The sequence below is a fragment of the Stenotrophomonas sp. yr243 genome, assembly GCF_900184195.1.
GTDB classification, from domain to species: domain Bacteria; phylum Pseudomonadota; class Gammaproteobacteria; order Xanthomonadales; family Xanthomonadaceae; genus Stenotrophomonas; species Stenotrophomonas lactitubi.
In genome coordinates this window covers 728629-742321 of the sequence record NZ_FXWT01000002.1, presented here as the reverse complement: position 1 = coordinate 742321, position 13693 = coordinate 728629, and the positions used below count along the sequence as shown (strand labels likewise).

Genomic DNA, 13693 nt, shown 5'->3' with positions numbered 1-13693 from the left:
CTGGTCGCGGATGAAGGTTCGGAGGCGCCGCCCGTGTGGCGGCGCATCCATCCCGTCACAACCGACTGAGCGAACCCCATGGATATCGGTTTTACCCTCATCGCCCAGGCCCTGGCCTTTGCCGCCCTGATCTGGCTCATCGCGACCAAGATCTGGCCGCCGCTGATGAACGCGATCGAAGAGCGCCAGCAGAAGATCGCTGAAGGCCTCGCTGCTGCCGACCGCAGCCAGAAAGATCTGGCCCAGGCGCAGGACAAGGTCAATGAAGCGCTGAAGGAAGCCCGCACCAAGGCCAACGAGATCATCGACCAGGCCCACGCGCGTGCCAACCAGATCGTCGACGCGGCCCGCAACGAAGCTGTTGCCGAAGCCACCCGTCAGAAGGACCTGGCCCAGGCCGAAATCGACGCCGCCGCCAACCGTGCCCGTGAAGATCTGCGCAAGCAGGTGTCCGCGCTGGCCGTGACCGGTGCCGAAAAGCTGCTCAAGCGCGAAATCGACGCCAACGCCCACAAGGCGCTGCTCGACGAGCTGGCCTCGGAGATTTAAGGATGAGCCAGGCCCTCACGCTTGCCCGCCCGTACGCCCGCGCCGCCTTCGCGACCGCGCGTGACGAAGGCGCGTTCGCGCCGTGGTCGGACGCTTTGGCGTTCTCCGCCCACGTCGCCGCCGACCCGCGCGTGGCGGCCCTGCTCGCCAACCCGGAGCTGGGTCGCGATGACGCCGTCGCCCTGCTGGCGCCGGAGTCCCGCGGCGAGACCTACTCGCGCTTCCTGGCTGTGCTTGCCGAATCGCATCGTCTGCCGCTGCTGCCGGAAATCGCTGGCATGTTCGACGCGCTGCGCGCCGAGGCCGAGCACGTGGTCAAGGCCACGGTGACCTCCGCGGCCGAGCTGTCGGTTGCCGAGCTGGACGCGATCAAGGCCGCGCTGCGCAAGCGCTTCAACCGCGAGGTCGAAGTGGCTACTGCGGTCGACGCCTCGCTGATCGGCGGCGCTGTGATCGACGCCGGCGACGTGGTCATCGATGGTTCGCTGAAGGGCAAGCTGGCCCGTCTGCAGACCGCGCTCGCTAACTGAATTCATTTAACGTCCGGCCCCGCTGCCGGCACTAGGACTTGACGATGGCAACCACGCTCAACCCCTCCGAAATCAGCGAACTGATCAAGAACCGCATCGAGAAGGTCAAGCTGGCCGCGGAATCGCGCAACGAAGGCACCGTGACCAGCGTGTCCGACGGCATCGTGCGCATCTTCGGTCTGGCCGACGTGATGCAGGGCGAAATGATCGAACTGCCGAACAACACCTTCGCCCTGGCCCTGAACCTGGAGCGCGACTCGGTCGGCGCCGTGGTCCTGGGTGGCTACGAGAAAGTGCGCGAAGGTGACGTCGCCAAGACCACCGGCCGCATCCTGGAAGTGCCGGTCGGTCCGGAACTGCTGGGCCGCGTCGTCAACGCACTCGGCGAGCCGATCGACGGCAAGGGCCCGCTGGGCACCGACCTGACCGCTCCGGTGGAGCGCGTTGCTCCGGGCGTGATCTGGCGCAAGTCGGTCGACCAGCCGGTGCAGACCGGTTACAAGTCGGTCGACTCGATGATCCCGATCGGCCGTGGCCAGCGCGAGCTGGTCATCGGTGACCGCCAGACCGGCAAGACCGCGCTGGCCATCGATGCGGTGATCAACCAGAAGGGCACCGGCATCAAGTGCGTGTACGTAGCGATCGGCCAGAAGGCCTCGACCGTTGCCAACATCGTGCGCAAGCTGGAAGAGAACGGCGCCCTGGCGCACACCATCGTGGTGGCTGCCACTGCGTCCGAATCGGCCGCGATGCAGTACATCAGCGCCTACTCGGGCTGCACCATGGGCGAGTACTTCATGGACCGCGGCGAAGACGCGCTGATCGTGTACGACGATCTGTCCAAGCAGGCCGTGGCCTACCGCCAGATCTCGCTGCTGCTGAAGCGCCCGCCGGGCCGTGAAGCCTACCCGGGTGACGTGTTCTACCTGCACTCCCGTCTGCTCGAGCGCGCTGCCCGCGTGTCCGAGGAATATGTCGAGAAGTTCACCGAAGGCAAGGTCACCGGCAAGACCGGCTCGCTGACCGCGCTGCCGATCATCGAAACCCAGGCCGGCGACGTCTCCGCGTTCGTTCCGACCAACGTGATCTCGATCACCGACGGCCAGATCTTCCTGGAAACCGATCTGTTCAATGCGGGCATCCGCCCGGCCGTGAACGCCGGTATCTCGGTGTCGCGCGTCGGTGGTTCGGCGCAGACCAAGATCATCAAGAAGCTGTCTGGCGGTATCCGTATCTCGCTGGCCCAGTACCGCGAGCTGGCTGCGTTCGCGCAGTTCGCCTCGGACCTGGACGAAGCCACCCGCAAGCAGCTGGAGCGCGGTCAGCGCGTCACCGAGCTGATGAAGCAGAAGCAGTACGCGCCGATGTCGATCGCCAACCAGGCGCTGTCGATCTACGCCGTCAACGAGGGTTACCTCGACGACGTGCCGGTCAGCAAGCTGCTGGCGTTCGAAGAAGGCCTGCACGCGCACTTCGCCAACACCCAGGGCGAGCTGATCGGCAAGGTCAACGCCACCGGCGGTTGGGACAACGACATCGAAGGTGCCTTCAAGAAGGGCATCGTCGAGTTCAAGACCACCGGCAGCTGGTAATCGAGGTCCTGTAGAGCGGAGCGATGCTCCGCTGGACCAGACGATCAAACGGTTGAACAACGCGGGGCCCAGGCCCCGCGCCACGGGAATAAAAGATGGCAAGCGGACGCGAAATCAAAACCAAGATCAAGAGCGTGCAGAACACCCGCAAGGTGACGCGCGCCCTGGAAATGGTCTCGGCCTCCAAGATCCGCAAGGCGCAGGATCGGATGAAGACCTCGCGTCCGTACGCGCAGGCGATGAAGCAGGTGATCGGCCACCTGGCGCAGGCCAGCACCGACTACCAGCATCCGTTCCTGGTCGAGCGTGAGCAGGTCAAGCGGGTCGGTTTCATCGTGATCTCCTCCGATCGCGGTCTGGCCGGCGGCCTCAACAACAACCTGTTCCGCAAGATGCTTGGCGAAGCCAAGGCCTGGCAGGACAAGGGCGCCGAAGTGGACCTGGTGACCATCGGCCAGAAGGCATCGACCTTCTTCCGCCGGGTCAAGGTGAACATGGTCGGCACGGTGACCCACATCGGCGATACGCCGAAGCTGGAATCGCTGATCGGTGTGATCAAGGTCATGCTCGACGCCTTCACCGAAGGCAAGGTCGACCGCGTGTATCTGGTCTACAACCGCTTCGTCAACACGATGGTGCAGAAGGCCAGCTTCGATCAGCTGCTGCCGCTGCCGGCCGCCGAGAAGCAGGTTGCGCACCACGACTGGGACTACCTGTACGAACCCGATGCCGCGACCGTGCTTGAGCACGTGATGACGCGTTACATCGAGTCGCTGGTGTACCAGGCGCTGCTGGAAAACGTCGCTTCCGAGCATGCCGCGCGCATGGTGGCGATGAAGTCGGCCAGTGACAACGCCAACAAGCTGATCGGAACCCTGCAGCTGGTCTACAACAAGGCCCGCCAGGCAGCGATCACCCAGGAAATCTCCGAAATCGTCGGCGGCGCGGCAGCAGTCTGACCGCGTTCGTTAAAAGCACACATTTAGAGGATGCAGCAATGAGTCAGGGCAAGATCGTTCAGATCATCGGCGCCGTCGTCGACGTCGAATTCCCCCGCGAGTCGGTGCCGAAGGTGTACCACGCGCTGAAGGTGGACAACACCGAAATCACCCTGGAAGTGCAGCAGCAGCTCGGTGACGGCGTGGTCCGCTGCATCGCGCTGGGCTCCACCGATGGCCTGAAGCGCAACCTGGTGGCCACCAACACCGAGCGCGGCATTTCCGTGCCGGTCGGCGCTGGCACCCTGGGTCGCATCATGGACGTGCTCGGCCGTCCGATCGACGAAGCCGGTCCGGTCGCCGCCAGCGACACCTGGGAAATCCACCGCGCTGCTCCGTCGTACGAAGACCAGTCCCCGGCCACCGAGCTGCTGGAAACCGGCATCAAGGTCATCGACCTGATGTGCCCGTTCGCCAAGGGCGGCAAGGTCGGCCTGTTCGGCGGCGCCGGCGTCGGCAAGACCGTCAACATGATGGAACTGATCAACAACATCGCCAAGGCGCACAGCGGTCTGTCCGTGTTCGCCGGCGTGGGTGAGCGTACCCGTGAGGGCAACGACTTCTACCACGAGATGAAGGACTCCAACGTCCTGGACAAGGTCGCGATGGTGTACGGCCAGATGAACGAGCCGCCGGGCAACCGTCTGCGCGTCGCCCTGACCGGCCTGACCATGGCCGAGTACTTCCGCGACGAGAAGGACGAGAACGGCAAGGGCAAGGACGTGCTGCTGTTCGTCGACAACATCTACCGCTACACCCTGGCCGGTACCGAAGTGTCGGCACTGCTGGGTCGTATGCCGTCGGCAGTGGGCTATCAGCCGACCCTGGCGGAGGAAATGGGCGTCCTGCAGGAGCGCATCACCTCGACCAAGAATGGTTCGATCACCTCGATCCAGGCCGTCTACGTGCCGGCCGATGACTTGACCGATCCGTCGCCGGCGACCACCTTCGCCCACCTTGACTCGACCGTGACCCTGTCGCGTTCGATCGCTTCGCTGGGTATCTACCCGGCGGTCGATCCGCTGGATTCCACCAGCCGCCAGATGGACCCGCTGGTCATCGGCCACGAGCACTACGACACCGCCCAGCGCGTCCAGCAGACCCTGCAGAAGTACAAGGAACTGAAGGACATCATCGCCATCCTGGGCATGGACGAACTGTCCGAAGAAGACAAGCAGGCCGTGTCGCGCGCCCGCAAGATCGAGCGCTTCTTCAGCCAGCCGTTCCACGTGGCCGAGGTGTTCACCGGCTCGCCGGGCAAGTACGTGTCGCTGAAGGACACGATCCGTGGCTTCAAGGCCATCGTCGATGGCGAGTACGACCACCTGCCGGAGCAGGCGTTCTACATGGTCGGCAGCATCGAAGAAGCGGTCGAGAAGGCCAAGAAGATGGCCGAGAAGGCCTGATGCGGCGGGGACGGGCACATGCCCGTCCCGACCGTGACACGGGGTGGGCCTGCGCCCACCGCTGCGGAATCCCTGCGGTGGGTTCGACCCGCCCCCTAGCGAAGAGAGTTACATGAGCACCATCCGTTGCGACATCGTCAGCGCCGAGCAGGAAATCTTCCGTGGCGAAGCGACCCTGGTCGTGGCCACCGGTGAGCTGGGCGAACTGGGCATCGCGCCCAAGCACGCACCGCTGATCACCCGCCTGAAGCCGGGCAAGGTGGTAGTGACCACGCCGAGTGGCGAGCAGCTGGATTTCGCCATTTCCGGCGGCATCCTGGAAGTGCAGCCGCAGGTGGTGACCGTGCTGGCCGACACCGCGATCCGCGCACAGGACATCGACGAAGCCTCGGTCCGCAAGGCCAAGGAAGAAGCCGAGCGCATCCTGGCCAACCGCGGCGAAGCGATGGAAGTGGCCGAAGCCCAGCAGAAGCTGGCCGAAGCCGTTGTCCAGCTGCAGGCGCTGGAGCGCCTGCGCAAGACCCTCAAGCACTGAACCGTGCCGAGGTGACACCTCTGCCTGCAAGGCATGGGTGAGTGCAGGAACGCCGGCTACCATGCCGGCGTTTTTGTTTGTTTTCCACGGAGGCAGGGAATGCAGCAGTCATCGACAGCGTCGCAGGACATGGGCAGCTGGCAACGCCGCTGGCGCACACCGGAAGGCATGTTCCTGACTGCCTGGATCGTGCTCTGCCTGCCATGGCTGATGGGCATCAAGACCATTCCGTTCGATGCCGTGCAGCAGTTCTTCCCCGCGGTCAGTTTCAGCGCTGAACAACTGCGTCATCTGCAGGCGCCGTGGTGGAATCCGTATCTGTACGGCGGCTATCCGCAGCTGGCGGATCCGCAGATGATGACGTTGCAGCCGAGCATGCTGCTGCCGATGCTGCTGGCACCGACCTCGTTGCACCTGTTCACGGTGGTCGTGCTGCTGCATGTGCTGGCAGGTGGCTTTGGTGCATTGCGGCTGGGGCGCGCGCAGGGGATGCCGCCACCGGCGCAGCTGCTGTTCGCCCTGGTGTTGATGTTCGGAGGGGTGGCCGCATCGCGCCTCCAGCACACACCGATGATCGTCAGTTACAGCCTGCTGCCATGGCTCTGGCTGGGCATGGAGCAGGTCCGCCGCCATGGACGGGCGCGTGACGTCGCGCTGGCGGGCGTCGCCGGCGGTCTGTGTGCGCTGCAGCTGACCCAGGTCACCTATTTCATCATCCTCGCCTGCGCGATCCATGCCGTGGGTGCGGTTGTGCTGGCGAAGGGCCAGCACGTGCGAATGCTGCTGCGGTTCGGCCTTGTCGCCTTGCTCGCGGGCGCGATCAGTGCGCCGCAGTGGTTGTCCACGCTGGCGTGGCTGGGCGAGACCAATCGCGATGGTCTGTCATTGGAGGCTGCATTGCCGGGGGCCATCCACTGGCAGACCCTGGCCACGCTTCTGTCCGGCAACGTGTTCTCGCAGGGGCGCGGTGACAGCTGGGCCTTTGGTGACATCAGCGCCGATTACCTCTATCTGGGCGCGGTGCCGATGGCGCTCTGGCTGGGATGGGGCGGTGAAGTGCTGCGGCGCAAACCCGCTGCGACCCGCATCGCGCTGGGAGTGGTGATCCTGACAGTCCTGATCGCGCTGGGTGGGGCGACGCCACTGTTCGCGTGGTTGTTCACCTGGCTGCCCGGCCTGGATCTGTTCCGGCGGCCTGCAGATGCGTTGTTCCTCACCCTTCCCGCAGCAGCTTGGCTGGGTGCCAACGCCTTGCAGGTTGCATTGCAGCGAGGCCCGTTGCGGTTGCCGTGGACGTCAGTGGCTGCCGTCGTGTTGCTGACTGCCTCCAGTTCATGGATGGCGATCGAACACGGTCATCTGCTGGCCTTTGCCTGGCTCGGCATCAGCGCGGCGCTGGGGAGCGCGGCGGTGCTGCTGCTGCGCCGCTACCGGGCACCTGTGCGCTGGCTGTTCGCGTTGGTGCTGTTCGACCTGCTGATGTTCAACGTGGGAACCAGCTTCAACGCTGGCAGCGGCACCAAGTCGGTACTGACTGCGGACCGTGCTGGACCTGCGCAGCGCGCTTACGCGCTGCTCGCGGCCGAGCGGCAACCCGGATTGCCCGAGCGCGCCGTGGTCTTCGGTATCGGTGGACTCACCAACGGGGCTGCGGTCCATGCGATCGCATTGGCAAACGGTTACAACCCGCTGCTGGCCAACGACTACCTGCAGATGACCGGCATGCCGGGTGAGCCGGTGGACACGTTCCAGCAGAAGCTGCCGACGGCCTGGGCCCCGGACACGACAGCACCTTTGTACGATCTGCTGGGTGTGCGCTGGCTGTTGGCTCAGGATCCGTTCCCGGGTTCCGGCGGGCAGGGTGACCAGGTGGAGCTCGCACGACGCGACAGCGTGCTGCCGCGCGTGCTCAATCCTCGAAACGTTCGACGCCATGATGCGCGTCTGCCCCCGGCGGTTGAATTCAACCAGACCGATTTCAGCCGGCAGTTCTGGTTGCCAACCATGGCCAGCGCCGCATGCCCGGAGCAGGATGCCGGTGAGGCCGACATCCGGGTGCAGCACTATCAGCCTGGCCGGATCGAGCTCATGGTGGACGCCGACCGCGCCGCGTGGGTCGTGGTCAACGAGGTGACCGCCCGTGGCTGGCAGGCCCGCCTGGAAGATGGCACCGTACTGCCAGTGCTGCGTGGCAATGGCCTGTTCCATACGCTGTGCGTGCCGGCAGGCCGCCATCGGGTGCAGTTGCGCTACAGCCCGTTGCAGTTGTGGCGCGAGGGATTGAGCAAGCGTCTGGCCGGCGACGCTGGCCTTCAATGAATCCGGTCAGCGGTACACCACGTGCCGCAGCAGAATGAACGACACCAGCGCCAGGCAGCCTTCCACCAGCGGCTTGGCAAGCCATGCGTACTGCAGCCCCAGCGCATGGTCGGCTGCCGTCACCAGCAGCGTGCTGGCCGCTGTGAGCAGCGTCCAAAGCAGGAGGAAGCGTGCGAAGCGCTTCCAGCCCAGACGCTGTTGGCCGGCGGCAGCAAAGGTATAGCGGCCGTTGAGCCAGAAGCCGAGCAGCATGCCGGCCAGACGGCCGAGGATGTTGGCAGGGGCAACGGGCAGCCCGAGCGCGGTGCTGCCCACGAACACCAGCCAGTCCAGCAGCAGCTGCACCAGGCCGATGACGATGTATGAGCTGCCCTGGCGGACGAGGGTCATTGCCGTGGTTTCCCGATGCCGTCGAGCAGCAGCGGGCCCATCCAGGGCAGTAGATCGAGGATTCGTTCCTTCAGGGAGCGCACGGTTCACGTCAGGCGGGTAAAGAGCTCGGCTATCCTATCAGTCAGTCCTCAGATTGCCGCCGCTGCGTGGCCCCTCTCTCCATGACCCAACCCCTGCACGTCATCATCCTCGCCGCTGGCGCCGGCAAGCGCATGAAATCGGTGCTGCCCAAGGTACTGCAGCCGATCGCCGGCAAGCCGATGCTGGCGCATGTGATCGCCACGGCGCGCGAACTGCAGCCGGCTGCCATCCACGTGGTGTACGGCCACGGCGGGGACCAGGTGCGGCACTACTTCGCTGACCAGCCGGACCTGTTGTGGGCGGAACAAGTGCAGCAGCTGGGTACTGGCCACGCCGTGGCCCAGGCCATGCCGGAGGTGCCCGACGCCGCACAGGTGCTGGTGCTGTATGGCGATGTGCCGTTGATCCGTGCGCAGACCCTGCGCGACCTGCTGGCCCAGCCGGGCCGGCTGGCCGTGCTGGTGGCCGATGTCGAGGATCCCACCGGCTATGGTCGCGTGCTGCGCGATGCTGAAGGCAAGGTGGGGGCGATCGTCGAACAGAAGGACGCCGATGAAGAACAGCGCCGGGTGCGCATCATCAACACCGGCATCATCACCGCCGAGTCGACCGCGCTGCGCCGTTGGCTGTCACAGCTGTCCAACAGCAACGCACAGGGCGAGTATTACCTGACCGATGTGTTCGCCTTCGCCGCCCGCGAGTTCACTCCGGCGGAGATGGCCCTGGTGGCCGATGCGCAGGACGCGGAAGGCGCGAACGATCCCTGGCAGCTCTCGCAGCTGGAACGCGCCTGGCAACGCCGCGCAGTGCGCGCGCTGTGCATCCAGGGCGCGCGCGTGCGGGATCCGGCGCGGGTCGATATCCGTGGTGAAGTGATCGTCGGCAGCGACGTGATGATCGATGTCGATGTGATCCTGGAAGGCAAGGTGGTGCTCGGCGATGGCGTGACCATCGGCCCGTTCACCCGGCTGAAGGACGTCACCCTCGGCGCGGGTACTGAAGTGCGCGCGCACTGCGATGTCGAAGGCGTCGTCAGCGAGGGCGCTGCCCAGATCGGCCCGTTCGCGCGCCTGCGCCCGGGTACGGTGCTGGCCGACGGCGTGCACGTGGGCAACTTCGTGGAAACCAAGAAAGTCACCCTGGGGGTAGGCAGCAAGGCCAATCACCTGACCTACCTGGGTGATGCGGTGATCGGCAGCAAGGTCAACATCGGTGCGGGCACCATCACCTGCAACTACGACGGTGTGAACAAGTCGACCACCACCATCGGCGACAACGCCTTCATCGGCTCCAACAGTTCGCTGGTGGCGCCGGTGCTGATCGGTGAAGGGGCGACGATTGCTGCAGGTTCGGTCATCACCCGCACCGCGCCGGACGGCAAGCTGACCGTGGCTCGTGCGCGCCAGGAAACGATCGATGGCTGGCAACGCCCCATCAGGAAAAGCTGAGCCGAGGCCGCCGCGCGTCGGCGAACTCGACGCGTTGCCCCGCATCGAACAGCGTGCGGGCGAACTGCTGCGCGGGCACGAGGCGTACCCGGTGTTCGCCGGCCATGGACTGGACCTCCCCGTGTTGCAGGCTGGACTGCAGCGTGACCAGTTGTGGGTCATCGACGGCGCCGATGGCGGCGTCGCCGGCTACCTGCTGGGCGGTGCGCTCGACGGTGATTTCCATGTGCTGCAGATGGATGTGGATCCCGGCCACGCGCGGCGTGGCTACGGACGCGCGCTGCTCCGCCATGCGCTGGCCGAGGCCCAGATGCGTGGCTACGGTGCCGCAGTGCTGACCACGCTGTCAGATGTGCCTTGGAACGCGCCCTTCTACGTCAGCGAGGGATTCAAGGTGCTGACGGAGGCAGGGTGGGGCGCGGGCCTGAGAGTGTTGATGGTCGAGGAAGCCGCGCTGGGATTTCCGATGCACCTGCGGGTGGCGATGCGGCGAGTGCTTTCTTCAGGGTGAATTCTGGAAGCAAAGCAAAAGCATCCACGCATGGCGTGGATCTACTGGCCTTTGACCTTGGGGCCGCCTTGAAGCAATCAATCGAAGAAGGAACGCTCAGCCCACCGGCAACAGGATCGACACACACAGCCCGCCGTCGGTGCGGTTCTGCAGCGATACCCTGCCGCCGTGCGCCTCGACGATCTCGCGGGTGAGAGCCAGCCCCAGGCCGGTGCCATTGCGCTTGGTCGAATAGAACGGCATCAGCGCATTCTGCAGCACCTGCTCGTTCATGCCCTTGCCCCGGTCCAGCACATCCAGCCGCAACCACTGCGGCAGCCGGGTCAGCTGCACCTGCACGTCGTCGTTCGGCGGATCTGCTTCGGCGCAGGCCTCGTGCGCGTTCTTCAGAAGGTTGAGCAGGGCCTGGCCGAACTGGGCGATGTCGATCCGGCTGCTCAGTTCTTCGTCGAGTTCACGCTCCATCGTGAACGGAATCTGCTGGCACAGGCTGGACAGGAATGGCGCCCACTGGACGGTCTGCAGTTGCGGCTGCGGCAGCTTGGCGAAACGCGCGTAGCCCCGGATGAAGCCTTCCAGATGCCGTGCGCGGTCTTCAATGGTGGTGAAGATCTCCGGCAGCCGGTCGAAGCGTTCGCGCTTGACCAGTTCGCCACCGGAGTGCGCCAGCGAGGCGATGGGTGCCAGCGAGTTGTTGAGCTCGTGGCTGATCACCCGGATCACCTTCTTCCAGGTCTGTACTTCCTGCCGGCGCAGTTCAGCCGTCAACTGGCGTACCAGCAGCAGGTCGTGCGGGCGGCCGTTGAGCTGGAACGCGCGCCGCGAGAGGTGATAGACCTGTTCGTCGTCCTCGTCTCCCTCCACGCCGTCTTCGTGTTCCGACTTCACCGCGAACAGGCTGTCGCCGCCGCGGCCGATGGCATCGCGCAGTTCCACCGGCAGCTGCTCGAGCACGTCTTCCATGCGCTGCCCTTCCAGCTTCCAGCCGCCGTGCAGCAGCTTGCGTGCGGCCAGGTTGGAGAACACCACGCGGGAAATGCCATCGCCACCGGCTGCGATCAGCAGCATCGCCACTGGTGTGTTCTGCACCATGGTGTCCAGCAGCAGTTCGCGCTGCACCAGGCCCTGACGCTGTGCGCGCAGCACCTCGCCCAGTTCGCGGTGTGCCTGCACCAGGTCACCCAGTTCGTCATTGCCGGGCCAGTAGATGCCGAAGTTGTACTCACCGTCGCGGTAACTGCTGGTGGTCCCTGACAGTGCGCGCATCAACGAGCGCACCGGTGCGGTGGCGCGGCGAAGCGTCCACCACATCAATGACAGCAGGACGACCGTGGAGACGGTGGTCACCACCCAGCCATGGTCCATCCAGTAGGCCAGCAGCCACGGCAGCGCGGCAGCCAGCGCCAGCACCGGCAGCAGGCGCAGGAACAGGCGGAAGGTGAAGGAGCGTCGTTTCATTCGCGCGGGATGCCGTGACGGTCCATGCGCCGGTACAGCGCCTGCCGGCTCAGTCCAAGCTCGTTGGCCGCCTGCGCGATGACTCCGTGATTGCGCGCCAGCACTTCTTCGATGCGTGCGCGGTCGGGATCATTGCCGGCGCTCGGCGTCGGGCGGGGTGCAGCAGGCGCACGCGGCAGGTTGAGATCGGCCACGTCGATGCGGTTGCCTGTGGCCAGCAGTTCGGCACGCTGGATCACGTTGCGCAGCTCGCGCACGTTGCCCGGCCACAGGTGCCGTTGCAGCGCAGTGGCCGCCGCGCTGGACAGCGGCTTGCCGATGCTGAGGAAATGCTCGGCCAACGGCACGATGTCGCCGGGGCGGTCGGCCAGCGGCGGCAGCGTCAGTTCCACCGTGTTGAGCCGGTAGTAAAGGTCTTCGCGGAACGTACCTTCGCGGATCATCGCCGGCAGATCGGCATTGGTCGCACTGACCACGCGCACCTTGACCTGGCGTTCGCGGTTGGAGCCCAGGCGTTCGAAACGTCCTGTCTCCAGCACGCGCAGCAGCTTCATCTGCCCGCCCAGCGACAGGTTGCCGATTTCATCCAGGAACAGTGTGCCGCCGTCGGCCGCCTCGAACTTGCCTTCGCGCGCCTTGTTGGCGCCGGTATAGGCGCCGGCCTCGGCACCGAACAGTTCGGCCTCGATCAGTTCGGAGGGCAGGGCGCCGCAGTTCACCGCAACGAACGGGCCCTTGGCCACCAGCGAGTTGGCCTGGATGATCTGCGCGATCTTCTCCTTGCCCGCGCCATTGGGGCCGGTGATCAGCACCGGCAGTTCCGAGCGCGCGACCTGGCAGGCCAGGGCGATCACCCGCTCGCTGGCGGGGTCGGCAAACACCGCGCCGCACAATGCGTATTTGTCTTCCAGTGCATGGCGCTGGCGTTGCTCGCGCTGGCGTCGCTGGTCCAGTTCGCGCCGCGCTTCGGACAGTTCCAGCAGGTTGTTGACCGTGGTCAGCAGCTTGCGGTCATCCCACGGCTTGGCCAGATAGTCGGCGGCACCGGCCTTGACCAGGTCCACCGCGCTGCTCAGGTGGGTCCAGGCAGTCAGCAGGATCACCGGCAGATCGGGGTGGCGTTCGCGGATCTGCGCGAACAGTGCCTCGCCTTCCTCGCCGGAGGTGGTGTCCTCGCTGAAGTTCATGTCCTGGATCACCAGGTCGACCGTCTGTGACTCCAGCAGCGCCAGCCCTTCGGCCGGGCTCTGCGCCAGCAGGGTGTCGATGTCGTGCAGGGAGAACAGCACGTCCAGCGCGGTTCCCACGCTGGCGTTGTCGTCGATGATCAGGATCGCAGGCATTCGGCGGCTTCTGGGAGGGCGGGGAAGCGCCGGCAAGCGTCGGCGCCGCGCACGGGAAAGGGTGGATGGCGCCGGAGCTTTCGGCGCCACCCACCAAGCATAGCCAAACCGATGGCGGCGCAGGGGCCGCCCGGCCTCAGCGTTGTGGCAGGGGCGGCGGCGGTGGAGCCGGAGGGGGCGGTGGTGGCGCCAGCGCGGGGCGCCACTGGGACGCGCTCACCGGCACGGTGAGCATCCGCCCATCGCGCCGCAGCAGCAGGTAGACGGTGGCTGTCGATGCCGCATGCACGGCATTGGCGAGCTGCTCGATCTGCCGCACCGGCGAATCGTTCACGCGCAGGATGCGGTCGCCGCTGCGCACACCGAAGCGGGCTTCCGGGCTGGCCACATCCACCCGCACCACGCCCTCGGTCGAGCGCAGCGCCAGCCGCGCATCGTCCTGGCGCCACTCCAGCGTCTGCGCGCTGCTGCTGCCGGCGAGTACCGGCAGCGGCAGGGCCAACAACACCAGCAGCAGGCCGGCGCGCATC

Annotated in this window: 13 protein-coding genes; 9 read left to right on the top strand and 4 right to left on the bottom strand. The window is 65.8% G+C overall.

What is annotated here, in order from left to right; genetic code table 11:
• The first annotated feature begins 78 nt into the window (after nucleotides 1-78).
• The 7 genes from QOL57_RS10040 (at nucleotide 79) to QOL57_RS10010 (ending at nucleotide 7929) form a co-directional block, all read left to right on the top strand.
• Complete coding sequence (locus tag QOL57_RS10040) at nucleotides 79-549, top strand: F0F1 ATP synthase subunit B (protein WP_025877365.1); 471 nt, start codon at nucleotides 79-81, stop codon at nucleotides 547-549.
• 2 nt (nucleotides 550-551) lie between these two features.
• Nucleotides 552-1079 (top strand): F0F1 ATP synthase subunit delta, encoded by a 528-nt coding sequence (locus QOL57_RS10035; protein ID WP_089237051.1) that lies wholly within the window; start codon nucleotides 552-554, stop codon nucleotides 1077-1079.
• Between the two features lie 44 nt (nucleotides 1080-1123).
• Nucleotides 1124-2671 (top strand): F0F1 ATP synthase subunit alpha, encoded by a 1548-nt coding sequence (gene atpA, locus QOL57_RS10030; protein WP_089237049.1) that lies wholly within the window; start codon nucleotides 1124-1126, stop codon nucleotides 2669-2671.
• A gap of 95 nt (nucleotides 2672-2766) precedes the next feature.
• Complete coding sequence (atpG, locus tag QOL57_RS10025; protein ID WP_089237047.1) at nucleotides 2767-3630, top strand: F0F1 ATP synthase subunit gamma; 864 nt, start codon at nucleotides 2767-2769, stop codon at nucleotides 3628-3630.
• 38 nt (nucleotides 3631-3668) lie between these two features.
• Nucleotides 3669-5075 (top strand): F0F1 ATP synthase subunit beta, encoded by a 1407-nt coding sequence (atpD, locus tag QOL57_RS10020; protein WP_089237045.1) that lies wholly within the window; start codon nucleotides 3669-3671, stop codon nucleotides 5073-5075.
• Nucleotides 5076-5187: 112 nt separating this feature from the next.
• Complete coding sequence (locus tag QOL57_RS10015; RefSeq protein WP_025877355.1) at nucleotides 5188-5610, top strand: F0F1 ATP synthase subunit epsilon; 423 nt, start codon at nucleotides 5188-5190, stop codon at nucleotides 5608-5610.
• A 99-nt stretch (nucleotides 5611-5709) separates the two neighbouring features.
• Entirely contained in the window at nucleotides 5710-7929 is a 2220-nt protein-coding gene (locus tag QOL57_RS10010) for a hypothetical protein (protein ID WP_089237043.1), read from the top strand.
• 6 nt (nucleotides 7930-7935) lie between these two features.
• Here the strand turns inward: QOL57_RS10010 and QOL57_RS10005 are convergent, their stop codons facing one another.
• A complete protein-coding gene (locus tag QOL57_RS10005; protein WP_089237041.1) occupies nucleotides 7936-8319 on the bottom strand; it encodes a GtrA family protein in 384 nt (127 codons plus the stop codon).
• 164 nt (nucleotides 8320-8483) lie between these two features.
• Between QOL57_RS10005 and glmU the strand changes: the two genes are divergently transcribed.
• Together glmU and QOL57_RS09995 are read left to right on the top strand one after the other, a co-directional pair.
• Nucleotides 8484-9851: a bifunctional UDP-N-acetylglucosamine diphosphorylase/glucosamine-1-phosphate N-acetyltransferase GlmU gene (gene glmU, locus QOL57_RS10000; protein ID WP_089237039.1), complete on the top strand. Its 1368-nt coding sequence runs from the start codon at nucleotides 8484-8486 to the stop codon at nucleotides 9849-9851.
• The gene (locus QOL57_RS09995; RefSeq protein WP_089237037.1) at nucleotides 9820-10362 is read left to right on the top strand and encodes a GNAT family N-acetyltransferase; all 543 of its coding nucleotides are present in this window, start codon (nucleotides 9820-9822) and stop codon (nucleotides 10360-10362) included. The genes glmU and QOL57_RS09995 overlap by 32 nt, the downstream gene beginning before the upstream one ends.
• A gap of 96 nt (nucleotides 10363-10458) precedes the next feature.
• Here QOL57_RS09995 and QOL57_RS09990 read toward each other — a convergent pair whose 3' ends face one another.
• From QOL57_RS09990 to QOL57_RS09980, 3 genes are all read right to left on the bottom strand, one after another.
• Nucleotides 10459-11820 carry a HAMP domain-containing sensor histidine kinase gene (locus QOL57_RS09990; protein ID WP_089237035.1) on the bottom strand — a complete coding sequence of 454 codons (1362 nt, stop codon included), beginning with the start codon at nucleotides 11818-11820 and terminating at the stop codon, nucleotides 10459-10461.
• Nucleotides 11817-13163, bottom strand: a complete 1347-nt coding sequence (locus QOL57_RS09985) for a sigma-54 dependent transcriptional regulator (RefSeq protein WP_089237033.1) — start codon at nucleotides 13161-13163, stop codon at nucleotides 11817-11819. The genes QOL57_RS09990 and QOL57_RS09985 overlap by 4 nt, the downstream gene beginning before the upstream one ends.
• Nucleotides 13164-13299: 136 nt before the next feature.
• Nucleotides 13300-13692: a PDZ domain-containing protein gene (locus QOL57_RS09980; RefSeq protein WP_089237031.1), complete on the bottom strand. Its 393-nt coding sequence runs from the start codon at nucleotides 13690-13692 to the stop codon at nucleotides 13300-13302.
• Between the last annotated feature and the right edge of the window lies 1 nt (nucleotide 13693).